This is a genomic window from Streptomyces sp. NPDC058646, from assembly GCF_042716875.1.
Taxonomy (GTDB): domain Bacteria; phylum Actinomycetota; class Actinomycetes; order Streptomycetales; family Streptomycetaceae; genus Streptomyces.
Window position 1 is genome coordinate 105,180 of record NZ_JBHXRK010000016.1, and the last position, 21,202, is coordinate 126,381.

At 71.7% G+C, this 21,202-nt stretch carries 20 protein-coding genes and 1 riboswitch; of the genes, 13 read left to right on the plus strand and 7 right to left on the minus strand.

Features of this window, described 5'->3' with window-relative positions; translation table 11 throughout:
• The first annotated feature begins 230 nt into the window (after window positions 1-230).
• Entirely contained in the window at window positions 231-1,961 is a 1,731-nt protein-coding gene (cdgB, locus tag ACFWUZ_RS20680; protein WP_384374595.1) for a diguanylate cyclase CdgB, read from the plus strand.
• Window positions 1,962-2,029: 68 nt separating this feature from the next.
• Entirely contained in the window at window positions 2,030-3,079 is a 1,050-nt protein-coding gene (locus ACFWUZ_RS20685) for a CBM35 domain-containing protein (protein WP_384374598.1), read from the plus strand.
• 66 nt (window positions 3,080-3,145) lie between these two features.
• On the opposite strand, the gene ACFWUZ_RS20690 is transcribed toward ACFWUZ_RS20685, so the two are convergent.
• From ACFWUZ_RS20690 to ACFWUZ_RS20700, 3 genes are all read right to left on the minus strand, one after another.
• Window positions 3,146-4,066 carry a 1-phosphofructokinase family hexose kinase gene (locus ACFWUZ_RS20690; protein ID WP_384374601.1) on the minus strand — a complete coding sequence of 307 codons (921 nt, stop codon included), beginning with the start codon at window positions 4,064-4,066 and terminating at the stop codon, window positions 3,146-3,148.
• A gap of 99 nt (window positions 4,067-4,165) precedes the next feature.
• The gene (nagA, locus tag ACFWUZ_RS20695) at window positions 4,166-5,329 is read right to left on the minus strand and encodes an N-acetylglucosamine-6-phosphate deacetylase (RefSeq protein ID WP_384374605.1); all 1,164 of its coding nucleotides are present in this window, start codon (window positions 5,327-5,329) and stop codon (window positions 4,166-4,168) included.
• Window positions 5,329-6,261 carry an ROK family protein gene (locus tag ACFWUZ_RS20700; RefSeq protein ID WP_384374816.1) on the minus strand — a complete coding sequence of 311 codons (933 nt, stop codon included), beginning with the start codon at window positions 6,259-6,261 and terminating at the stop codon, window positions 5,329-5,331. Before ACFWUZ_RS20700 ends, nagA begins: the two co-directional genes overlap by 1 nt.
• Before the next feature lie 211 nt (window positions 6,262-6,472).
• Here ACFWUZ_RS20700 and ACFWUZ_RS20705 point away from each other — a divergent pair, with 211 nt between their 5' ends.
• The 3 genes from ACFWUZ_RS20705 to otsB all read left to right on the plus strand — a co-directional run bounded on the left by ACFWUZ_RS20705 (window position 6,473) and on the right by otsB (window position 8,988).
• Window positions 6,473-7,771, plus strand: coding sequence for an extracellular solute-binding protein (locus tag ACFWUZ_RS20705; protein ID WP_384374608.1), 1,299 nt, complete (start codon window positions 6,473-6,475; stop codon window positions 7,769-7,771).
• 57 nt (window positions 7,772-7,828) lie between these two features.
• The gene (locus ACFWUZ_RS20710) at window positions 7,829-8,065 is read left to right on the plus strand and encodes a DUF3263 domain-containing protein (protein ID WP_030031449.1); all 237 of its coding nucleotides are present in this window, start codon (window positions 7,829-7,831) and stop codon (window positions 8,063-8,065) included.
• Between the two features lie 74 nt (window positions 8,066-8,139).
• Window positions 8,140-8,988, plus strand: a complete 849-nt coding sequence (otsB, locus tag ACFWUZ_RS20715) for a trehalose-phosphatase (RefSeq protein WP_384374611.1) — start codon at window positions 8,140-8,142, stop codon at window positions 8,986-8,988.
• Between the two features lie 414 nt (window positions 8,989-9,402).
• Here otsB and ACFWUZ_RS20720 read toward each other — a convergent pair whose 3' ends face one another.
• The gene (locus tag ACFWUZ_RS20720; protein WP_384374614.1) at window positions 9,403-10,857 is read right to left on the minus strand and encodes a trehalose-6-phosphate synthase; all 1,455 of its coding nucleotides are present in this window, start codon (window positions 10,855-10,857) and stop codon (window positions 9,403-9,405) included.
• 46 nt (window positions 10,858-10,903) lie between these two features.
• The gene (locus ACFWUZ_RS20725) at window positions 10,904-11,854 is read right to left on the minus strand and encodes a glucosyl-3-phosphoglycerate synthase (RefSeq protein ID WP_384374617.1); all 951 of its coding nucleotides are present in this window, start codon (window positions 11,852-11,854) and stop codon (window positions 10,904-10,906) included.
• A 185-nt stretch (window positions 11,855-12,039) separates the two neighbouring features.
• Window positions 12,040-12,196: riboswitch (SAM riboswitch) on the plus strand.
• A gap of 17 nt (window positions 12,197-12,213) precedes the next feature.
• On the opposite strand from ACFWUZ_RS20725, the gene thrC reads away from it, so the two are divergent.
• From thrC to groL, 4 genes are all read left to right on the plus strand, one after another.
• Window positions 12,214-13,503: a threonine synthase gene (gene thrC, locus ACFWUZ_RS20730; RefSeq protein WP_384374620.1), complete on the plus strand. Its 1,290-nt coding sequence runs from the start codon at window positions 12,214-12,216 to the stop codon at window positions 13,501-13,503.
• 36 nt (window positions 13,504-13,539) lie between these two features.
• On the plus strand, window positions 13,540-13,815 hold the full coding sequence (locus ACFWUZ_RS20735; protein WP_384374623.1) for a MoaD/ThiS family protein: 276 nt from the start codon (window positions 13,540-13,542) through the stop codon (window positions 13,813-13,815).
• Between the two features lie 397 nt (window positions 13,816-14,212).
• Window positions 14,213-14,419: a cold-shock protein gene (locus ACFWUZ_RS20740; RefSeq protein WP_030009783.1), complete on the plus strand. Its 207-nt coding sequence runs from the start codon at window positions 14,213-14,215 to the stop codon at window positions 14,417-14,419.
• A gap of 332 nt (window positions 14,420-14,751) precedes the next feature.
• Window positions 14,752-16,374: a chaperonin GroEL gene (gene groL, locus ACFWUZ_RS20745; protein WP_266935216.1), complete on the plus strand. Its 1,623-nt coding sequence runs from the start codon at window positions 14,752-14,754 to the stop codon at window positions 16,372-16,374.
• Between the two features lie 122 nt (window positions 16,375-16,496).
• Here the strand turns inward: groL and ACFWUZ_RS20750 are convergent, their stop codons facing one another.
• A complete protein-coding gene (locus ACFWUZ_RS20750; protein ID WP_384374626.1) occupies window positions 16,497-16,748 on the minus strand; it encodes a hypothetical protein in 252 nt (83 codons plus the stop codon).
• 205 nt (window positions 16,749-16,953) lie between these two features.
• Between ACFWUZ_RS20750 and ACFWUZ_RS20755 the strand changes: the two genes are divergently transcribed.
• The 3 genes from ACFWUZ_RS20755 (at window position 16,954) to ACFWUZ_RS20765 (ending at window position 19,228) form a co-directional block, all read left to right on the plus strand.
• Complete coding sequence (locus tag ACFWUZ_RS20755; RefSeq protein WP_384374629.1) at window positions 16,954-17,571, plus strand: phosphoribosylanthranilate isomerase; 618 nt, start codon at window positions 16,954-16,956, stop codon at window positions 17,569-17,571.
• Between the two features lie 69 nt (window positions 17,572-17,640).
• Window positions 17,641-18,378, plus strand: coding sequence for a beta-glucanase (locus tag ACFWUZ_RS20760; RefSeq protein ID WP_384374632.1), 738 nt, complete (start codon window positions 17,641-17,643; stop codon window positions 18,376-18,378).
• A 247-nt stretch (window positions 18,379-18,625) separates the two neighbouring features.
• Window positions 18,626-19,228: a Uma2 family endonuclease gene (locus ACFWUZ_RS20765; protein WP_384374635.1), complete on the plus strand. Its 603-nt coding sequence runs from the start codon at window positions 18,626-18,628 to the stop codon at window positions 19,226-19,228.
• Window positions 19,229-19,260: 32 nt separating this feature from the next.
• Here the strand turns inward: ACFWUZ_RS20765 and ACFWUZ_RS20770 are convergent, their stop codons facing one another.
• Window positions 19,261-19,593, minus strand: a complete 333-nt coding sequence (locus ACFWUZ_RS20770) for a protease inhibitor I9 family protein (RefSeq protein WP_384374638.1) — start codon at window positions 19,591-19,593, stop codon at window positions 19,261-19,263.
• A 365-nt stretch (window positions 19,594-19,958) separates the two neighbouring features.
• Here ACFWUZ_RS20770 and ACFWUZ_RS20775 point away from each other — a divergent pair, with 365 nt between their 5' ends.
• Complete coding sequence (locus tag ACFWUZ_RS20775) at window positions 19,959-21,161, plus strand: S8 family serine peptidase (protein ID WP_384374641.1); 1,203 nt, start codon at window positions 19,959-19,961, stop codon at window positions 21,159-21,161.
• Window positions 21,162-21,202: the final 41 nt, after the last annotated feature.

Below are 21,202 nucleotides of genomic sequence, written 5' to 3' on the forward strand. Positions count from 1 at the left end.
CCTAGGACCGGGCGTATCGTTCGCTCGCGTGAACGACGGGGGGCGCCCCTGGTGGAGAAGGGCCTGATGCGCGCCAATATTCATCTCATGTGACTTGAGTCACAGACAGCAAGATTTGTTGACCCTGTGTACCTGCCGCACAGCTCACTGTGATTCAGTGGACGGGACACCGCAACGAAACGCCGATGACAAACCTGGAGTTGCTGTCGAGGTCTCGGGGAGAGCGAGCAATGGAGACCGAGTCGGAGCCGTACGTCCGTCTTGCGACCCTGCGGCAGCTGCACCGGGTGGTGGCCGAACTCAATACGGCCAGGAGCCTGGCGGACACTCTGCAGACCGTCGTGGACGGCATCGTCGTGGGCCTCGGCTACGAACTCGCCTGTGTCAACCTCGTACGCCCTGACGGCGATCTCGTCGTCGCCGCCTTCGCAGGCGACCCCGCCGCCGAAGCCCTCATCACCGGCCGCGTCGGCTCCCGCTCCTCCTGGGAACGCCGCCTGACGATGGGTGAGAACTGGGACGGGCTCAGGTTCATCCCGCACACCGAGGGGTGGGTCCTCATGGAGGACGACGTCCCCCAGTGGCACACCGAGGGGCCCGAGCCGCGGTTCGAGGACGAGTGGCATCCGGAGGACCGGCTCTACGCCCCGATGTATGCGTCCGGCGGGGAACTTCTGGGTGTCATTTCGGTGGACAGGCCGAGGAACGGCCGCCGCCCCGGTGCCTGGGGGCGCGAAGCACTCCAGATGTACGCCTTCCAGGCGGCGATTGCGATCAGCAATGCACGCCTGCGCGCGAACATGCAGCGCGCCCTGGTCCGGCTGGAACGCGAGCAGCAGGCCCTGCGGGCCAGCGAGGAGTCGTTCCGGCAGGCCTTCGAGTACGCCCCGAGCGGCATGGCCATCGCCGAGATGGGCGGCGACCAGCACGGACGGCTGCTGCGCACCAACGACGCCCTGTGCCGGCTGCTGGGCCGGCCCGCCTCCGTCCTGCGCCGCTACTCCTTCTCCGACCTGGTCCACCCCGAGGACATCGGCACCCTGCTGCGCACCTCCGCCGAGGGCGGCCGCGCCGAGCTGCGGCTGGGCCGGCGCGACGGCACGTACGTCTGGGTCTCGCTGCGCAATTCCGTGGTCGCCGACGCCGCAGACGGGCCGCGCTTCCTGCTGACGCACGTCGAGGACATCGAGGAGCGCAAGCGGCACGAGCTCCAGCTCGCCCACCGGGCCAGCCACGACTCGCTGACCGGGCTGCCCAACAGCGCCGAGCTGCGGGCCCGCCTCGGGGCGCGGCTGTGCCGCAGGCCGCAGTCGGTGCGGGCCACCGCGGTCGAGGCCCTGGACGCGGCCTTCGAGGGCCGCGAGGGCTACGCCGGGCACGAGAGCCACGAGGTGCGGGCCGAGGCGGGTGGTGCCGGGGAGCACGGCTTTCAGCCCGACGGCCCGGACCGCTACCCCGGGCACGACCCCTTCGAGTTCCCCGGCGGGCTGCCCGCCCAGGCGGACGGCCCCTACGACCACCACGTGCACACGGTGGCACCCGCGAGTGACGTCGACGACGGGACGAAGGGGCTCGCGGTGCTCTTCTGCGACCTCGACGGCTTCAAGTCGATCAACGACCGGTTCGGGCACCACACGGGGGACGCGGTCCTGATCGAGGTGGCCCGGCGGCTGACCACCTGCGTCAGGGACGGTGACACCGTCGCCCGGCTGGGTGGTGACGAATTCGTCGTCCTCGCCGACGGCCTCGGCGCGGCGGACGCGGCCGACCTGGCGGTCCGGCTGCGCAACGCGATCATCCCGCCGATCCGGGTGGACGGCCGCGCGGTGCGTGTGGGAGCCAGTTTCGGCATCGGCTGGGCCAGCTGCGGGATGTCGGCGGACGAGGTGCTGCGCTCCGCCGACCAGCGGATGTACATCGAGAAGCGATCGCGCTCCAAGGCGCACCGGCGGGCCGGCTGAAGCGATCGGCCGCCCGGGGGTGCACGTGTTCGGGGTAGGCTCCCGGGGGTCGAAAGGAGTGACCTGCGATGACGACGCCCGCGAACAACGGCCCGCACGGTGGGGCGAACAAGCCCGAGGACGATGATCCGTTCGGGTATCTCTACGCGGACGGCCATGCGGCCGGAGCCACCCCGCCCGCTTCGGGCGGTGGATACGGCTACCCGGGCCCCCAGGCCGGCGGTCATTCCGGCCCGCAGCCGGGTGTTCCCCGAACCTCCCACCACCAGGTGCGCACGGTCGGCGAACGGACGTACGGCGGTCAGCGCGGCCCCGTGCCCCAGCAGCCCGGTCCCGCCCAGCAGCCCCCCTACCAGGCGCAGTACCAGGCCCCCGAGGCGCTCCAGGCGGGCGGGTACGGCGTTCCCCCGCAGCAGCAGTCCCCGCAGCACCAGACCCAGACCATGGCGCACCCCGGCGGTCCGGGCGGCCGCGGCGGCCACGGCGGCGGCGGGTCCAGCCGCAAGGGCCTGCTCATCGCGGCCGTGGCGGTGGTCGCGGCCGTGGCGATCGGCATCGGCGCGGCCCTGGCCTTCGGCGACAACGGCAAGACCAAGGACGAGGGGAAGACCGAGGGCACGGGCCAGAACCCGTCGTCGGCCCCGCAGAACCCCTCCAGCCCGCCCCCGAGCGGCTCCCCGCAGCCTTCGGAGGCCCCGCTGCCCAAGGCGGACGCCTCGGGCGCCGGGATGGACCTCACCGGTGGCGCGACGCTGCTGGCCGCGGTGCCGGGCGCGAAGAGCGCGGGCGGCCAGTACGTCGGCAACTTCAACCAGGTCGGCGCGGCCGTCACCTGGACGGTCGAGGTGCCCAAGGACGGCGAGTACACCTTCCGGATGATCTACGGGGTGCCCGGCAAGGACGCCAACACGACGCTGACGGTCAACGGCACCGCGCAGAACCGTGCGCTGAACATGAAGAACTTCGCGAAGGCCGCCGAGGGCGACTGGGCGAAGGGGTGGACCAACACCTACGCCTACGTGAACCTCAAGAAGGGCACGAACACGATCAGGATCTCCTGCGAGCAGGGGAACTCGTGCGACGCGGCCATCGACCAGTTCGCGCTGGAGAAGCGCTGACCGGGCGCTGATCCGGCGTCGGTCCGGCGCTGACGCGGAGGCCGGCAAGGCCGCTTCCGCGGTCGGCTACTGAGGCTGCGTCACCTTCACCGACCCCCGTACCTCCTCGTAGGTGCGGGGGTCGAACTCTCCCGCCGCGGGGGCGGCGACCGTGGCCGCCGAGAGCGCGACCGCGCGGGTCAGGCGCTCCGGCCAGTCCACGCCCTCCACCAGGGCGGACAGCAGCCCGGCGACCGCGGAGTCGCCGGCTCCGGTGGGGTTGCCGGCCACGGTGCGGGGCGGGGCAGCCTGCCAGGTGCCCTGGGCGGTGGCGGCCAGCAGGCCCGCGGGGCCCAGCGAGGTGACCACCGCGTGGGCGCCCCGGCGGCGGGCGTCGCGGGTGGCGGGGAGCGGGTCGCGGGAGCCGGTCAGCTCGGCCAGTTCGGCGCCGTTCGGCTTGATCATCTCGGGGCGGGCGGCGACCCCGCGGCGCAGGGCCTCGCCGCTGGTGTCCAGCAGGACCGGGACCCCGGCCGCGTGGGCGGCCCGTACGAGCACGGCGTACGCCCCCACCGGGACGCCGGGCGGGAGGCTGCCGCACAGGGCCACCGCGCGGGCCCCGGCCAGCAGCTGCCCGTACCGGACCAGGAACGAGGACCACTCCTCGGCGGTGATCAGCGGCCCCGGCTCGTTGAACTGGGTCGTGTCGCCCGAGGCGTCGTCGACGACGGCCACGGTGCGGCGGGTGGTGCCCGCGCAGGGGACCAGGGCGTCCACCACCCCGGGGGAGGCGGCCAGCAGCTCCCGTACGAGGGAGCCGGCCGGGCCGCCCGTGAACCCGGTGGCCGTCACCTCGTGGCCGAGGGCGGCCAGGACCCGGGCGACGTTGATCCCCTTGCCGCCGGGGCGTTCGGAGACGGCGGTGATCCGGTGCGAGGCGTGCGGGAGCAGCCGCGGCACGCGGTACGTGACGTCGAGCGCGCTGTTGAGCGTCACGGTCAGGATCATGGGCTCCCCCGGGTCTGTCGCTGCCGGGATCATGCCAAAGAGAAGGCGGCCGGCCCAGTCCTGGGGCCGACCGCTCCGGTTCTTCCAGCCGCTTGGCCGTCAGATCGCGGCCCGCACCGCAGGGCTGACGACCCATTCGCCGCGCCGCATGACGCCCCGGACCCCGAACTCGGCGTCGAGGACGACGAGGTCCGCGTACTTGCCGGGCTCCAGCGAGCCGATCTCGTCGTAGAGGCCCAGCAGCTTGGCCGGGTTGGCGGAGATCGCCTGGACCACCGATTCCACCGGCAGCCTGTCGAGGGTGACCGAGCGCTTGAACGCGGTGTCCAGGGTCAGGGTCGAACCCGCGATGGAACCGCCCTCGACGAGCCGGGCCACACCCTGCCTGACCTCGACCTCCAGCTGGCCGAGGCGGTAGGTGCCGTCGCCGAACCCGGCGGCGTCCATCGCGTCGGTGATCAGCGCCACGCGGTGCGCGCCCGCGTGGTGGAAGGCCAGCTCCAGCATGGCCGGGTGCAGGTGGGTGCCGTCGTTGATCAGCTCGACGGTGATCCGCTCGTCCTCCAGCAGGGCCGCGATGGGGCCCGGGGCACGGTGCTCCATGCCCGGCATCGCGTTGTAGAGGTGGGTGGCCACGGTCGCGCCCGCGTCGATGGCCTCGCGCGTCTGCTCGTACGTGGAGTCCGTGTGGCCGATCGCGGCGATCACCCCGTGCTCGGCGAGCAGCCGTACGGAGTCCAGCCCGCCCGGCAGCTCGGTGGCGAGGGTGAACATGCGGGCGGCGCCGTGCGAGGCGTCGATCAGCTTGCGGACCTCCGCCGGGTCGGGGTCGCGCAGCAGGTCCTCCTCGTGCGCGCCCTTGCGGCAGGGGTTGATGAAGGGGCCCTCGAAGTGGATGCCCGCGATCTCGCCCTGCTGGGTCAGTTCGGCGAGGAGTCCGGCGCGCCGGGCGAGTTCGGCGAGGTCGCCGGTGACGGTGGAGGCGACCAGGGTGGTGGTGCCGTGCTCGCGGTGGGTCCGTACGCCCTTGAGGATCTCCTCGGCGGTGCCGGAGGTGAAGGAGGCGCCGCCGCCGCCGTGGTTGTGCATGTCCACGAAGCCGGGGACGATCCAGTGCCCGGAGAGGTCGACGACCTGCGCACCCTCCGGGGCGCTGCCGGCGATGCGGTCGCCCTCGACGATGACCCGTCCGTCGGCCACGGTTCCGGTGGGCAGCACCACCCTGGCGCCGGAGAGAACAGTGCTGTGCGCGCTTCCGGACATCAGGCAGGTACCTCCGTGGCGAGTAGGTCCCAGGCGAGCAGCCCTGCGCCCAGGCATCCGGCGGTGTCCCCGAGGGCCGCCGGAACGATGTGGGGGAGCCGCTGGAACGTCACGCGCTCCTCCACGGCCTTCCGTAGTGGTGTGAACAAGGTTTCCCCCGCCTCGGCGAGCCCGCCCCCGATGATCAGCGTGCGCGGGTCCAGCAGGGTGATCGCGGTGACCAGCCCGTCGGCGAGGGCGCCGACCGCGGCCAGCCAGACCTCGCGGGCGCGTGCGTCGCCGTCCTCGACGGCCTTGGCGCAGTCCGCGGCGTCCGCCTCCGGGTCGCCGCAGGCGGCGGCCCAGGCGCGGCTGACGGCGGAGGCGGAGGCGAGGGTCTCCAGGCAGCCGTGCTGCCCGCAGCCGCAGGCGGGGCCGCCGGGGCGGACCACGATGTGCCCGATCTCGCCCGCGTAGCCGTGGGCGCCCGCCTCGATGCGGCCGGCGATGCCGATGGCTCCGGCGATGCCGGTGCCCAGGGGGACGAAGAGGAAGCGGTCGGCGCCGCGGCCCGCCCCGATGCGGCCTTCGGCGAGCCCGCCCGTGCGGACGTCGTGGCCGAGGGCGACGGGGATCGAGCCGAGGCGCCTGCTGAGCAGCTCCCGCATCGGCACGTCGCGCCAGCCCAGGTTCGCCGCGTAGACGGCGATCCCGTTCTCGGCGTCCACGATGCCGGGTACGGCGACACCGGCGGCCGAGGCGGGGCGCCCGAAGCGCTCCCGGCCGGTGTCGAGCAGCTCGGCGGCGAAGGCCTGGATCGTCTCGACGACGGCGTCGGGGCCCCGCTCGCGGCCGGTGGCGCGGCGCGCCTCGTGGAGCAGGGTGCCGTCGGCGGCGACCAGGGCGGCCTTCATCCCGGTGCCGCCCACATCGAGGGCGATGACGTGTTTCACGGGTTTCACAGAGGACAGTCTCGCGTGCTCGACGGGGAAAGGTCTAGTCCATTGAGAGGGATTGTTGAGTGACCATACAAATTCGGGGCCGTGGTCGGGACGGGGGTCCGGACACGAACCGGACACGGGAGGGATCCGGATGTGGACGAGGCGCCAAAGTGGTGTAGACCTTACGTGGATCGTACGTACAACAAGGGGTGGATGGAGAACTGTGAAGGGCCGTTACCTGAGGCCGGCCGCGTCCGGTGCCGCACTGTGCCTGACCGCGACGCTCACCGGCTGCGGAGCCCTCGGCGGACTCACCGGGGACAACGAGGTGACCCTCCGGGTCGTGGCGGCCGATTACGGGGACAATCCGCAGAACTCGTCGGCGACGTACTGGAAGGGTCTCGCCGACGCCTTCGAGAAGGACCACCCCGGCACGAAGGTCGAGGTCAGCGTCTACAACTGGTCCGAGGTCGACGCCAAGGTCGCCGAGATGGTCAAGGCGGGCAAGGCCCCCGACATCGCGCAGATCGGCGCCTACGCCGACTACGCGGCCGACGGCAAGCTGTACTCCGTGGACGAGCTGCTCTCCGTCAAGACGGAGGCCGACTTCCTCGGCCCGCTCGCCGAGGCGGGCAAGGTCAAGCGCGTCCAGTACGGCATGCCCTTCGTGGCCAGCACCCGGCTGCTCTTCTACAACGAGAAGCTGCTCACCGACGCCGGCGTGCTCGCCAAGGACGCCAAGAGCGGCTGGCAGCCCAAGAGCTGGGCGGAACTGGAAGCCGCCGCGAAGAAGCTCAAGGGCGCCGGCGTCCAGACCCCCTTCGCGCTGCCGCTGGGCCGCGAGGAGGCGCAGGCCGAGACGATGATGTGGATGCTGGCGGGCGGCGGCGGCTACACCGACAACGAAGAGAGCTACTCGATCGACTCGCCCGACAACGTCAAGACGCTGGAGTTCCTCCGCGACAAGATGGTCGGCCAGGGCCTGACGGGCCCCGTCGAGCCGGGCAAGCTGGACCGCCGGGCCGCCTTCGAGGCCTTCACCCGCGGAGAGGTCGGCATGCTCAACGGCCACCCGACGCTCGTGAAGCAGGCCGCGGCCAAGGGCGTGAAGTTCGGCATGGTCCCCCTGCCCACCGCCGAAGGCAACGAACAGCCCGCGATGGGCGTCGCGGACTGGGTGATGGCCTTCAAGAACGGGCACAAGGCGGAGTCCGGCAAGTTCCTGGACTACCTGTACGAGGCGAAGAACGTGACCGCCTTCACCAACCAGTACGACCTGCTGCCCGTCACCACCAGCGGCTACCGGGCCATGGAGAGCGGCACCGGCGGGTCCGCCCCGCAGCTGAAGACCTTCCTGGCCGCGCTGCCCACGTCCCGGCTCTACCCCGTCGGCAAGAAGTCCTGGGCGGGGGTCAGCGAGGACATCAAGCAGAACATCGGCAAGACCGTCCAGCCGGGCGGGCAGCCCGCGAAGGTCCTGGACGAGATCGCGACGGCGGCGCGGGCGGCCGACCCGCGCTGACGCGGGGCGGTCCCGCCGCGCGGCGCCGGTGTCGGTGGGCGGCGTTAATCTGGCGGTATGACGGACGAGGGGCAGCTGACGGCCACGGAGGCCGCGGTGCTCGCGTACGAGGGACGCACCTGGCCCGGGCCCGGCGCCAAGGAGCGGGCGATACGGGAAGGGCTGGGGATGACCCCGGTCCGCTACTACCAGCTGCTCAACGCGCTCATGGACGATCCCCGGGCGCTGGCCCACGCCCCGGGCACGGTGAACCGGCTGCGGCGCATCCGCGAGGCCCAGCGGGCCCGGAGATGACCGGAGCGTGCCGCCTGCGGCGGGCGTGGCCTGCGCCATAGCCGTCGTGCGGCTGGGCCGTTAGGGTCGACCGTATGGGGAGCCATCCGCACGACTTGCCGATGCCCGTCACCGCCGCCGGACGCGAGGGACTCGAGGCCCTGCTCCGTGCACCCCGGCGGTCCGTGGTCGCACTCGACTTCGACGGCACCCTCGCCGACATCGTCCCGGACCCGGACCAGGCCCGCGCGCACCCGGGAGCCGTGCCCGCCCTGGCCGCGCTGGCCCCGGAGGTGGCCTCGGTCGCCGTGATCACCGGCCGGCCGGCGGGCGTCGCCGTCCGCTACGGGGGCTTCGCCGGGGTTCCCGGGCTGGAGCACCTGGTGGTCCTCGGCCACTACGGGGCCGAGCGCTGGGACGCCGTCACGGGGACGGTCCACGCCCCCGCCGAGCACCCCGGGGTGGCGGCGGTACGGGCCGAGCTGCCGGGGTTCCTGGAGTCGATCGGGGCCTGGCGGGGCACCTGGATCGAGGAGAAGGGCCGCGCGCTGGCCGTCCACACCCGCCGCGCCGAGGACCCCGACGCGGCCTTCGCGGCCCTGCGGGAACCGCTGGCCGGGCTGGCCGCACGGCACGGGCTGATGGTCGAGCCCGGCCGGGCCGTCCTGGAGCTGCGGCCGCCGGGGACCGACAAGGGCGTCGCCCTGACGGAGTTCCTCGCGGAGACCGGCGCGGAGGCCGTGCTGTACGCCGGCGACGACCTGGGTGACCTCGCGGCCTTCGCCGCCGTCGAGAAGCGGCGGACCGACGGGCTGCCGGGGCTGCTGGTGTGCAGCGGCTCGGCGGAGGTCCCCGGACTGGCTTCCCGGGCCGACCTCGTCCTCGCGGGACCGTCCCAGGTCGTGGCCTTCCTCGCCGCACTGGCCGCTGCGCTGCGGGCCTGACCCCTCCCTGCGGGCTGCAGCTCGGACCGCCCCCGCGGCGCCGTCGCCGGGGGCCGGCCCCCGGACCCCCGCGCCTCAAACGCCGGCGGGGCTGGGTGTGGCGTTGGGCTGGGCTGAAGACCCAGGGCTGCGGCCTGCGCCCCGCGCCTCAAGCGCCGGCGGGGCTGGGTGTGGCGTTGGGCTGGGCTGGGCTGGGTTTGGGGCCTGAAGATCCAGGGCTGTGGCCTGTGGCCTGCGCCTCAAGCGCCGGCGGGGCTGGGTTTGGCGTTGGGTCGGGCTGAAGATCCGGGGCTCAGCCCCGCGCCCCGCGCCTCAGGACTTCCCGCGGTTGGCAGGCGGGATCAGCCGAAGTTCAGCCTCGCCGGCGATTGAGGCGCGGGGTCTGGGGCGGAGCCCCAGGAAGGGGGCCCGGGGCTAGGAGAGGGCGTCCAGTTGGGCCTCGAACCAGGCGGCCGGGGGGAGGGTCGTGGCGGCGGCGGCCAGGCGCTTCGTGCGGTCGGCCCGCTCCGCCGCCGGCATGGACAGCGCCGCGTGCAACGCCTCGGCCGTCGCCGTGACGTCGTACGGGTTCACCGTCAGCGCGTGCTCGCGCAGCTCCTCGTACGCCCCGGCCCCGGTGGACAGCACCAGCGCGCAGCCCGCCTCCGACACCACCGGGATCTCCTTCGCGACCAGGTTCATCCCGTCCCGCACCGGGTTCACCAGCGCCACGTCCGCCATCCGGTACACCGCCAGCGAGCGCGCGAAGTCGTCCACCACGGACACCAGCACCGGCTGCCAGTCCGCCGTCCCGAACTCCGCGTTGATCTCCTCCGCGAGCTGCGCGACCGCCGCCGTGTAGTCCCGGTACACCTTCAGGTCCTGCCGGGACGGGTACGCGGAGGCCAGGTGCACCACCTCGCCCCGCCATTCGGGGTGCGTGGTCAGCAGCTCCCGGTAGGCGTGCAGGCCGCGCAGGATGTTCTTCGACAGCTCGGTGCGGTCCACCCGGGCGATCGTCCTGCGGCCCGCGACCTCGGCCCGCAGCGCGGCCAGCTTCTCGTCGACCTCCGGCCGGTGCGCGAGGGACCGCAGGTCCTCCGCATCGACCCCCAGCGCGTACACGGCGACGTCCGTCCGCTTGTGCCGCACCGGGCCCGACGGGCTCTTCTCGATGGAGCGGGCCCGCGAGGGCTCCTCGCCCGCCGGGAACCGCGGCGCGGCGATGCCCCGCTCGTCGTCCAGGTGCGCGCCGCCCATGAAGGAGTGCGCCCAGGCCCAGGTGTGGAAACCGACCACGTCCGCCCCGAGCATCCCCCACACCAGCCGGCTCCGGACGTCGTCCGGGAGCATGCCCAGGAACTCCGGCGACGCCCACGGCGTGTGCGTGAAGTGCGCGATCCGCAGGTCCGGCCGGAGCTCGCGCAGCGCGCCCGGGACCAGTGCCAGGTGGTAGTCCTGGACCAGGACCCGCGCCCCCTCGGCGGCCTCCTCGGCGAGGGCCTCCGCGAAGGCCTGGTTGTAGGCGGTGTACGACTCCCACTGCCGGCGGAACCGCGCGTCGAAGACCGGCTCGCGCGGGATGTCGTAGAGGTGGTGGTGGGTGAACCAGAGCACCGAGTTCGCGATGCCGTTGTACGCGTCGTCGTACACCGTGGGATCGATGTCCAGCATCCGGACGCCCGGCTCGGCCACTCCCCGCCGGACCGCCTCCCGGTCCGCCTCCGACAGCGCCGCGCAGATCCACAGCGCTTCCGGCTGCCGGGCCAGTGCGGCCGAGAGGCCGGAGACGAGACCGCCCCCGCCGCGGCGGGCACTGAGGGTGCCTTCGGCCGAGAGGTCGTAGGAGAGGGGGCCGCGGTTCGCTGCAACGAGTACCTGAGAAGCCATGCGGCCAACCTAGCCCGGCTCGTGCTCGCTCAAACGTGCGTAACCCTCACGCCACGCGGCGTCGCGCGTACTCCGTGATGCCCGCCATCGGAGGCCGCTCCTCGGTGTCCACCGGGTAGGTCCGGGGCACGAACCCGTGCGGCGCGCGCTCGAACTGGACGAGTTCCGGCCGTACGAGGTGCCCGCGCGAGAGGCGCACCTGCGCGGTGCGGTAGATCGCCGCGGCCATCCGGCCCAGCGCCTTCCCGTCCTGGTGCCGGTGGAGCCGTACGCCGACGTCCACCTGGGCCAGGGCGTCCAGCCCGACCGTGTGCAGGGCGTCCACCAGCAGGCCCAGCTCGACCCCGTAGCCCACGGGGAACGGCAGCCGTTCCAGCAGGCTGCGGCGCACGGCGTACTCGCCTCCCAGCGGCTGCACGAAACCGGCCAGCTGCGGCCAGTGCAGGTTCAGGAGGGGGCGGGCGACCAGCTCGGTCACCCTGCCGCCCTGCCCGGGGGCGTCGCCGAGCGGCCGGTCGTACATCGCCTTGACGAACTGCACGTCCGGGTCGGTCAGCAGCGGTCCGACGATTCCGGAGACGAAGGCGGAGGAGAAGTCCCGCAGGTCCGCGTCGACGAAGCAGACCACGTCCCCGGTGGTGGTCAGCAGTGAACGCCACAGCACCTCGCCCTTGCCGGGCAGGGCCGGTATCCGCGGCAGGATCCCGTCGCGGTGCACCACCCGGGCGCCCGCCTTCGACGCGACCTCCGCCGTGCGGTCGGTGGAGCCCGAGTCGATCACGACGAGCTCGTCCACCAGCGGGACCGGCAGTCCCTCGATCAGCTCGCGCCGGATCACCTCGACGATCGCGCCGACGGTCGGCTCCTCGTCGAGCGCGGGCAGCACCACGCTGACCGTGGTGCCCGCTGCCCGTTTCCGCTCCAGCAGCTGGTCGAGCGGTCGGTCGGCGGCGGACCAGGAGCGGTCGGCGAGCCAGCGCTCCACCTCTTCCAGCACTTTCAGCACTCCCTGCCGTTCGGCGGTTTGACCCCATTGAGATCCATCTCGCGGTTCGGACGGCTGTCTCAACCACCCGGGGCCTTCGGTTACAGTCTTGAACAACGCGAAGGACCATCGCATGTCGGGGGTCCTCGCGCACAAACGCCCGGGCGCGCCATAGAGCGCGCGGCCCGGTGCCATACCGCTCATCCAGAGGGGCAGAGGGACACGGCCCGTTGAAGCCCCGGCAACCCTCCAGTCGGTCTCGCGATCGCTACGTCAGCGACATCTGCGAGGTCCCCGGCTAGGGAAGGTGCCAATTCCGTCTCATGGCGAAGTGCGCCATGGGGAAGATGAGGAGAAAGGGCCTCGCCATCATGGCTGCACAGACTGTCGCCACCTCTGCCGACCAGGATTCTGTCGACCTCGGACCTGCCACCGGCCTTTCCTGTCGCGAGTGCGGCACCCGCTTCGGACTCGGCCCCATCTTCGCGTGCGCCGAGTGCTTCGGACCGCTGGAAGTCGCCTACGACCTCCCCACCGGCGACCCGGAGGCCCTGCGCGCCGCGATCGAGGCGGGCCCGAACAACATCTGGCGCTACGCCCCGCTGCTGCCCGTCCCCGCGGACGTGGCCTCCAAGCCCAGCCTGAACCCCGGCTTCACCAAGCTCGTGGACGCGGCCAACCTGGCCAAGGAGCTGGGTGTCACCGGCAAGCTCTACGTCAAGGACGACTCCGGCAACCCGACGCACTCCTTCAAGGACCGCGTCGTGGCCATCGCCGTCGAGGCGGCCCGCGCCTTCGGCTTCACGACCCTCTCCTGCTCCTCCACCGGCAACCTGGCCGGCGCCGTCGGCGCCGCTGCCGCCCGGGCCGGATTCCGCTCCTGCGTGTTCATCCCGCACGACCTGGAGCAGGGCAAGGTCGTCATGGCCGGCGTGTACGGCGGCGAGCTGGTCGGCATCGAGGGCAACTACGACGACGTCAACCGCTTCTGCTCCGAGCTCATCGGCGACCCGCTGGGCGAGGGCTGGGGCTTCGTCAACGTCAACCTGCGCCCGTACTACGGCGAGGGATCCAAGACGCTCGCGTACGAGATCTGCGAGCAGCTCGGCTGGCAGCTGCCCGACCAGATCGTCATCCCGATCGCGTCCGGCTCGCAGCTGACGAAGATCGACAAGGGTCTGCAGGAGCTCATCAAGCTCGGCCTCGTCGAGGACAAGCCGTACAAGATCTTCGGCGCCCAGGCCGAGGGCTGCTCCCCGGTGTCGGCCGCCTTCAAGGCCGGTCACGACGTGGTCCGCCCGCAGAAGCCGAACACCATCGCCAAGTCGCTGGCCATCGGCAACCCGGCGGACGGCCCGTACGTCCTGGACATCGCGCGGCGCACCGGCGGATTCGTCGAGGACGTCAACGACGAGCAGGTCGTCGAGGCCATCAAGATCCTCGCGCAGACCGAGGGCATCTTCGCCGAGACCGCCGGCGGCGTGACCGTCGGCGTGACGAAGAAGCTCATCGAGAACGGGCAGCTCGACCCGGCGCTGACCACCGTCGTCCTGAACACCGGTGACGGCCTCAAGACCCTGGAGGCGGTGGCCGCGGACAGCGGCCAGACCGCGACCATCCGCCCGAGCCTGGACGCCTTCCGCGCCGCCGGACTGGCCTGACCATCTCCTCCTGCTCCCCGGAAAGGCAGTAGCGCCATGAGCGTCAACGTCCGCATCCCCACCATCCTGCGCACCTACACCGGCGGCCGGGCCGAGGTGTCCGCCGAGGGTGCCAACCTGGCCGAGGTCATCGAGTCCCTGGAGAAGAACCACCCGGGCATCGCCGCGCGCGTCCTGGACGACCAGGGCAAGCTGCGCCGCTTCGTCAACGTCTACGTGAACGACGACGACGTGCGGTTCGAGGGCGGCCTGGAGGCCGTGACCCCGGACGGTGCCGGCGTCTCGATCATCCCGGCCGTCGCGGGCGGCTGACCTTCCCGTAGGTGACGCGCAAAAACGTAATTGCCCCCTCCGCTAAAAAGCGGAGGGGGCAATTCAGCTTGATTGGGCGCGGTAGGGTTGGGGAAGTCCCCTCCGCTGTTCTTGCCCGCCGCATATGAACGGGTCGCGTGAGGGTCGACATCGGGTCAATGTGCAAGTGCGGTATGGGGCTTTGGCGCAATATGCCTGGCCCGAGTTGCCCTGGGATATGGCAAATTTTCACTTTATTTCTGTGTTTCTGGGTGTCCAGAATTCTCGTGGGATTGACCTGTTGCAGACAGCACTCGCGCAGATACATTCAGCCTCGGTCGACGCGTTCCGACGCAAGTGATGACCCGGGACCGCGAAGTGCGTTCCTGCGCAAGGGCCAGTAATAGGGGAGTTAGGCATGGCTCAGGGCACCGTCAAGTGGTTCAACGCGGAGAAGGGCTACGGCTTCATCGCGGTCGACGGTGGTGCGGATGTGTTCGTCCACTACAGCGCCATCCAGATGGACGGGTACCGCACCCTTGAAGAGGGTCAGCGGGTCGAGTTCGAGATCTCGCAGGGCCAGAAGGGTCCGCAGGCGGACATGGTCAAGCTCGCACTCGGCTAGTCCTGGCGCGATCGACCGCCCACGCACTGTGTTCGACGTACGAGGGGCCCACATCCTGGACACGGGATGGGGGCCCCTCGTGCGTTGTGGCCGGTCGGCCCCTGTCCTGTCCGGTTCCTCGCCCGGCGTTGCCCGAAGCCGCTTGCACTCGCGGGGGGCGAGTGCTAATCATTGGCGTTAGCACTCTCCAAGCGAGAGTGCTACCAAAACGAGGACCGGGCCGGTGAGGCCCGCAGGTCCGGCGGGAAGGAACCGCCGGGCACGCAGGCCGTCCGTCGCGGGCGCGGGCGCGGTCCGGAGCAATCCACCCCTGTCCGGGAGGACCACTTCAGATGGCCAAGATCATTGCGTTCGACGAGGAGGCCCGGCGCGGTCTCGAGCGTGGGATGAACCAGCTCGCCGACGCCGTCAAGGTCACCCTTGGCCCCAAGGGTCGCAACGTCGTCCTTGAGAAGAAGTGGGGCGCCCCCACGATCACCAACGATGGTGTCTCCATCGCCAAGGAGATCGAGCTCGAGGACCCGTACGAGAAGATCGGCGCCGAGCTGGTCAAGGAAGTCGCCAAGAAGACGGACGACGTCGCCGGCGACGGTACGACCACCGCCACCGTGCTCGCCCAGGCGCTCGTCCGCGAGGGCCTGCGCAACGTGGCCGCCGGCGCCAACCCGATGGCCCTCAAGCGTGGTATCGAGAAGGCCGTCGAGGCCGTCTCCGCCGCCCTGCTCGCCCAGGCCAAGGACGTCGAGACCAAGGAGCAGATCGCTTCCACGGCTTCCATCTCCGCCGCCGACACCCAGATCGGCGAGCTCATCGCCGAGGCGATGGACAAGGTCGGCAAGGAAGGCGTCATCACCGTCGAGGAGTCGCAGACCTTCGGTCTGGAGCTCGAGCTCACCGAGGGCATGCGCTTCGACAAGGGCTACATCTCGGCGTACTTCGCCACCGACATGGAGCGTATGGAGGCGTCGCTCGACGACCCGTACATCCTGATCGTCAACTCCAAGATCGGCTCGGTCAAGGACCTGCTGCCGCTCCTGGAGAAGGTCATGCAGTCCGGCAAGCCGCTGCTGATCATCGCCGAGGACGTCGAGGGCGAGGCCCTGTCGACCCTGGTCGTCAACAAGATCCGTGGCACCTTCAAGTCCGTCGCCGTCAAGGCCCCGGGCTTCGGTGACCGCCGCAAGGCCATGCTCGGCGACATCGCCATCCTCACCGGTGGCACCGTCATCTCCGAGGAGGTCGGCCTCAAGCTGGAGAACGCCGGTCTCGACCTGCTCGGCCGCGCCCGCAAGGTCGTCATCACCAAGGACGAGACCACGATCGTCGACGGTTCGGGCGACAGCGACCAGGTCCAGGGTCGCGTCAACCAGATCCGCGCCGAGATCGAGAACTCCGACTCGGACTACGACCGCGAGAAGCTCCAGGAGCGCCTCGCGAAGCTGGCCGGCGGCGTGGCCGTCATCAAGGCCGGTGCCGCGACCGAGGTCGAGCTCAAGGAGCGCAAGCACCGCATCGAGGACGCCGTCCGCAACGCGAAGGCGGCCGTCGAGGAGGGCATCGTCGCCGGTGGTGGCGTGGCCCTGCTGCAGGCCTCCTCGGTCTTCGAGAAGCTCGACCTGTCGGGTGACGAGGCGACCGGCGCCAACGCCGTGAAGCTCGCGCTCGAGGCCCCGCTGAAGCAGATCGCCGTCAACGGTGGTCTCGAGGGTGGCGTCGTCGTGGAGAAGGTCCGCAACCTCACCGTGGGCTGGGGCCTGAACGCCGCGACCGGCGAATACGTCGACATGATCGCCGAGGGCATCATCGACCCGGCGAAGGTCACGCGTTCCGCGCTGCAGAACGCCGCGTCGATCGCCGCGCTGTTCCTCACCACCGAGGCCGTCATCGCCGACAAGCCCGAGAAGGCCGGTGCCCCCGCGGGCGGCGGCATGCCGGGCGGTGACATGGACTTCTGATCGGCCCCTGGCTGATCGGCTGTTCTCGAACCGAGGGCGGCACCCACTCCGGACGGAGCGGGTGCCGCCCTCGGGCGTTCCACCGGGCCCGCTCCGTACGGGAAGCCGCCGGGCCGCGCCCTTCAGAACGCCGTGTCGAGGGTGCAGCCGAAGGGAGCCGGTACGCGCAGCGCCTCGCCGAAGGACACCGTCGTACGGGAGCGGTAGCCGTGCGGGGACGGGTCGTGGAAGCAGGTGATCTCCACGTCCTGCAGGTCGACGACCAGGTAGACCGGGACGAGCAGGCCGTGGACGTCCAGCTTCTCGTTCCAGTCCGCGTCCTTCGCGGAGACCGACGTGAACTCGGCGACCAGCGACAGGGCCGCCCCGTCCACGGGAACTCGAAGAGGAACGGCGCGACGTCCGTCACGTGGTTCTCGGGAGCGTGGGGCTCAAGCTGTCGGCGCAGCGTGCGCATCGGGCGGTAGTAGCGCAGCTTGGACCACGGTGACACGACGATCTTCCCCCGGATGAGCTTGGCGCGTGCCCGGTACTCGGGACGGGGCGGCGGTGGGGGCCCGGGTTTGGTTGACTCGGGGCATGAGCGAGAGCAGTGCACCCTTCGTCAAGATCTGCGGGCTGAAGACCGCCCACGACGTCGACGTGGCCGTGGCGGCCGGGGCCGACGCCGTCGGGTTCGTCTTCGCGCCCGGCAGCCCCCGCACGATCGGGGCCGGCCTGGCGCGCGAGCTGGGCGGGCGGGTGCCCGCCGGGGTGCTGACCGTCGGGGTGTTCCGCGGGCAGCCTCTGGAGGAGGTGCGGCGTCTCGCCGAGGAGAGCGGGGTGCGCGGGGTGCAACTGCACGGGGACGAGGGGCCCGCGTACTACGGGGAACTGCGGGCCCCCGGCCGGACCCTCCTGCGGGCCACCGCCGGGCACGTAAAGCGCTGCGGCGAGTACGGCGAGGACCTGCTGCTCCTCGACGCCCCCGACCCCGGCTCCGGCAAGCCCTGGAACTGGGGCTCCGCGGAGTTCACCGCTCCCGAAGGGCACTGGCTGCTCGCGGGCGGGCTCACCCCGGACAACGTCGGGGAGGCCCTGCGCAGCACCGGCGCGTGGGGCGTGGACGTGTCCAGCGGGGTCGAAAGGGAGCGCGGGGTGAAGTCCCCCGACCTGATCCGCGCCTTCGTGCGCGCGGCGCACCACCGCGGCGACTGAACGCAGTCGTGCGATCACTCTCGGCGAGAACCGGTGGTTGAGCCGGTTCCCGCCGGGCACAGCACAGGCATGGTCTCGGAAACGCTCGGATGGCTGCGGCGCCTGTCCCGCCGCCTCGCCCCGCGGGCCGGCGGGGGCCTGGCCCCCTTCAGGCCCCGCCCCGCCCCCGTCTTCACCGCCGACTTCGCCTCCTCCGACCAGTGGGTCGCCGGCCGTTCCTGGGCTTATCCCGACGGCGGCCCGGTCAACCCGGGGGACAACAAGCTCGACCACCTCGTCGCCGACCCCGCCTACAGCCGCAGCGGTGTCTTCCGCGCGACGCTGCGCCCCGACGGCAACTGGGACGCCGGGCTGCTCACCACCGAGGGCAGCGAGGACGGGTTCATGGTGCGCACCGGCGACGTGCTGGAGGCGCGGGTCAGACTGCCGGTGGAGACGGGCGCCTGGCCCGCGATCTGGACCTGGCGGGACGGCGGCCAGGAGATCGACGTCTTCGAGTACCACCCCGACAACCCGGATCTGCTGGAGCTGTCCAACCACGTCCGCGAGGCGCACCGCTACCACCGCGACCCGTCGGTCCGGCCCGGCGCCTGGGTGGACCTGAAGGTCGAGTTCGGCCGCAACTCGGTCGTCTGGTGGGTCAACGGCGCGCGCGTGTACAGCGACCGCCGCGGCGTGGGCCGCACCTGGCACGCGTACCTGATCGTCAACCTGTCGGTGTCCGCCGGGAGGTACCACCCCGCACCCGGTCCGGGGCAGACGGAGATGTCGTACGAGGTCTCCCAGCTGCGGGTGTACCGCGGTTAGGCGAAGAGCACCGGGGCCGGCACTCCTCTGCTGGTCCCGGTGCTGGTCGTTGCCGCCAGTGCCGCCGTTGATGCCACCGCCATCACCCCGGGCGGAGCGGATGCCGTCTTCCGGATGCGGGCGATGGCGGTCGTCGGCGCGGAGGTAGCTGCGTGCGCCCCCCATCGTGGGACGCTGAGGGAAGCGGCCCGGGCCGCGAAACCGTCGATCTACGTTCATGCCATGGCCACAGGAGAGGGGACCCGCGATGACCGCAGCCGTGGTCGAACCCGGCCGGAGCGCCGGTGGCCGTGCGTGGGAGTACCTGCTGCAGAGCTGGCGTGAGCTGGACGTGCCGGAGGGCTGGAGCGCCGAGATCGACGGAGGACGGATCACCTTGGTGCCCCCGCCCCACCGACACCACGACGGGATCGCCGCCAGGGTGCAACGCGCGCTGTACGGCGTACTGCGACCGGACTGGGAGATCTATCAGACCCTCGGCATCCACATCGCCCCGCTGGGGAAGCTGTACATGCCGGACTTGGTGATCGCACCTTCGGCACTCGTCGAAGGCGTCGACGCGGACGTCAGTGATCCGCTGGACGCGGCCGAGGCGCTGCTCGTCGTGGAGATCACCTCCAGGGGCAACGCCGAGGACGACCGGAAGAAGAAGCTCTGGGCCCACGCCCATGCTCCGGTTCCGGTCTACCTGCTGATCGACCGCTTCGACGAGCACGGGCCCACGGCCACGCTGTTCACCGGTCCCGCGAACGGCGCCTACCGGCACACCGAGCGGGTGGCCTTCGGCGAGGTGCTGAAGCTCCCCGAGCCGTTCCCGGTCGCGCTGGAGACGGAGCACTTCCCCCACTGATCCGCCGGCGGCGCCGTCCCCGCCCGGGTGTTTCAGAAGATCCCGGAGCCGGACGCGGTGCCGTCCTGCTCGATGGACTCCACGACGGCGGTGGCCCGCAGCGCCTCGACCTGCTCGGGGGAGAGGCGGGCGGCGAAGCCGTTCGCCGCGTCGCGGTAGACGTGGAGCGGGGTGATCCCGTACGCGTCCGCGACGGCGGCCGGGTCGAGGCCGCGGTGCACGGTGACGATGTACGTCGGGTGGTCGGCGGCCGGCCGCGACACGGACCCGGACGCGGGCCCGGCGGCAGCGGCAGCGGACGCGGGCAGGGCGGTGACGGCGGCCAGGACGGCGACGGCCAGGGACCGGCTCGGACGGTTGCGCATGGGGCGAGGCCATCATGCGCCGAAGGCCTGGTCAACGACGGCCGGGGGTGTGGCGGGGGCACGGAGAGCGCACCCGCCGTGCGCCCCCCTGGAGTGGGCGAGGACCGTACGGGTGATCTTGCGGGGGCAGCCGCCCGTGCAAGGATCCGGGCGCGGCCCTGACGCCGCAGGGGATAACCCTGTCCGCAGCTTGTGCGACAGGGGGCGCAGAGGCGGGCGCCGGGGCATCGGCCAGGTGGGGGCGGTGGTTCAAGCCACCCGGAGGTGGCACCGATGGGAGGTCAGGGCCGCCTCCGCACGAGCACTCGATGCCGCGGGGGCGGCTCACCCACGTCGACCGTTCACCCCGCCAGGGAGTTCCTTCCATGCGCCCGCTCGCACGTGTGGCCACCGCCGCCCTCATCGCGTCGCTGGTCCCGGTCGCCGCCGGTACCGCCTCCTCGTCCGCAGCCGCTCCGGAGCCGACCCCCGCGCCGCTGAAGACCGCCGCCGACGCGGTGCCCGGCCAGTACATCGTGACCCTGGAGAAGGGCCAGGACGCGGCGGAGGTCGTGCAGCGGCTGGGCCTGAAGGCGTCGTTCATCTACACCTCGGCGCTGAACGGCTTCGCCGTCCCGCTGACCCCGCTCCAGCTGACGCTCGTCCGCAACAGCCTGGGCGTGAAGACCGTCGAGGAGGACGCCGAGGTCCAGTCGGTACCGAGGCCGAGCACCGCCCCGGGCACCCGTGCCCCGTCGAGCTCGTGGGGGCTGGACCGGATCGACCAGGAGAAGCTGCCGCTCGACAGCAACTTCACCGTCAACGGCAACGGCGCCGGGGTGACCGCGTACATCCTCGACACCGGCATCGACTACGCCCACACCGAGTTCGGCGGGCCCGACGCCACCCGTGCCGCCTTCGGCTTCGACGCCATGAACGACGGGCGCAACGGTCAGGACTGCCAGGGCCACGGCACGCACGTCGCCGGCACGGTCGCCGGCCAGACGTACGGGGTCGCGAAGAAGGCCGGTCTGGTCAGCGTCCGCGTCCTCGGCTGCGACGGCAAGGGCACCTACTCCGGGATCATCGCGGGCCTGGACTGGGTGGCCAAGAACGCCCAGCAGCCGGCCGTGCTCAACGGTTCCCTGGGCGGCGAACTGTCCGAGGCGCTGAACGACGCCGCGAACGCGGTCACCGACGCCGGCGTGCTGCCCGTGATCGCGGCGGGCAACTCCGCGGAGTCCGCCTGCACCGTCTCGCCGGCATCCGCGACCAAGGTGTTCACCGTCGCGGCGAGCAACCAGTGGGACGAGGAGACCTCCTTCTCCAACCACGGCACCTGCGTCTCCCTCTACGCGCCCGGCGAGGCCATCGTCTCCGCGAAGCTCGGCGGCGGCAGCCTGGCCCTGAACGGCACGTCCATGGCCGCGCCGCACGTCGCCGGTGTCGCCGTCCTCTACAAGGCCAAGAACCCCGCAGCGGCCCCGGAGGACATCGTCGAGTTCCTCGACAACGAGTCCACCAAGGACCTGCTGACCAGCATCAGCCCGGGCACCTCGAACAAGCTGCTCCGCACCGGCGGCCTCTGACCCGCTGGGCGTACGGGCACCCGGGCGCCGGCGGGTCCTGA

What these genes read in the sequence shown, in the direction of transcription:
- ACFWUZ_RS20775 (WP_384374641.1), top strand. Translation starts at nt 19,959, where the DNA reads ATGCGCCCGCTCGCACGTGTGGCCACCGCCGCCCTCATCGCGTCGCTG.
- ACFWUZ_RS20770 (WP_384374638.1), bottom strand. Translation starts at nt 19,593, where the DNA reads ATGCGCAACCGTCCGAGCCGGTCCCTGGCCGTCGCCGTCCTGGCCGCC.
- groL (WP_266935216.1), top strand. Translation starts at nt 14,752, where the DNA reads ATGGCCAAGATCATTGCGTTCGACGAGGAGGCCCGGCGCGGTCTCGAG.
- cdgB (WP_384374595.1), top strand. Translation starts at nt 231, where the DNA reads ATGGAGACCGAGTCGGAGCCGTACGTCCGTCTTGCGACCCTGCGGCAG.
- otsB (WP_384374611.1), top strand. Translation starts at nt 8,140, where the DNA reads ATGGGGAGCCATCCGCACGACTTGCCGATGCCCGTCACCGCCGCCGGA.
- ACFWUZ_RS20735 (WP_384374623.1), top strand. Translation starts at nt 13,540, where the DNA reads ATGAGCGTCAACGTCCGCATCCCCACCATCCTGCGCACCTACACCGGC.
- ACFWUZ_RS20760 (WP_384374632.1), top strand. Translation starts at nt 17,641, where the DNA reads ATGGTCTCGGAAACGCTCGGATGGCTGCGGCGCCTGTCCCGCCGCCTC.
- ACFWUZ_RS20755 (WP_384374629.1), top strand. Translation starts at nt 16,954, where the DNA reads ATGAGCGAGAGCAGTGCACCCTTCGTCAAGATCTGCGGGCTGAAGACC.
- ACFWUZ_RS20710 (WP_030031449.1), top strand. Translation starts at nt 7,829, where the DNA reads ATGACGGACGAGGGGCAGCTGACGGCCACGGAGGCCGCGGTGCTCGCG.
- ACFWUZ_RS20765 (WP_384374635.1), top strand. Translation starts at nt 18,626, where the DNA reads ATGACCGCAGCCGTGGTCGAACCCGGCCGGAGCGCCGGTGGCCGTGCG.
- ACFWUZ_RS20690 (WP_384374601.1), bottom strand. Translation starts at nt 4,066, where the DNA reads ATGATCCTGACCGTGACGCTCAACAGCGCGCTCGACGTCACGTACCGC.
- ACFWUZ_RS20740 (WP_030009783.1), top strand. Translation starts at nt 14,213, where the DNA reads ATGGCTCAGGGCACCGTCAAGTGGTTCAACGCGGAGAAGGGCTACGGC.
- nagA (WP_384374605.1), bottom strand. Translation starts at nt 5,329, where the DNA reads ATGTCCGGAAGCGCGCACAGCACTGTTCTCTCCGGCGCCAGGGTGGTG.
- thrC (WP_384374620.1), top strand. Translation starts at nt 12,214, where the DNA reads ATGGCTGCACAGACTGTCGCCACCTCTGCCGACCAGGATTCTGTCGAC.
- ACFWUZ_RS20685 (WP_384374598.1), top strand. Translation starts at nt 2,030, where the DNA reads ATGACGACGCCCGCGAACAACGGCCCGCACGGTGGGGCGAACAAGCCC.
- ACFWUZ_RS20720 (WP_384374614.1), bottom strand. Translation starts at nt 10,857, where the DNA reads ATGGCTTCTCAGGTACTCGTTGCAGCGAACCGCGGCCCCCTCTCCTAC.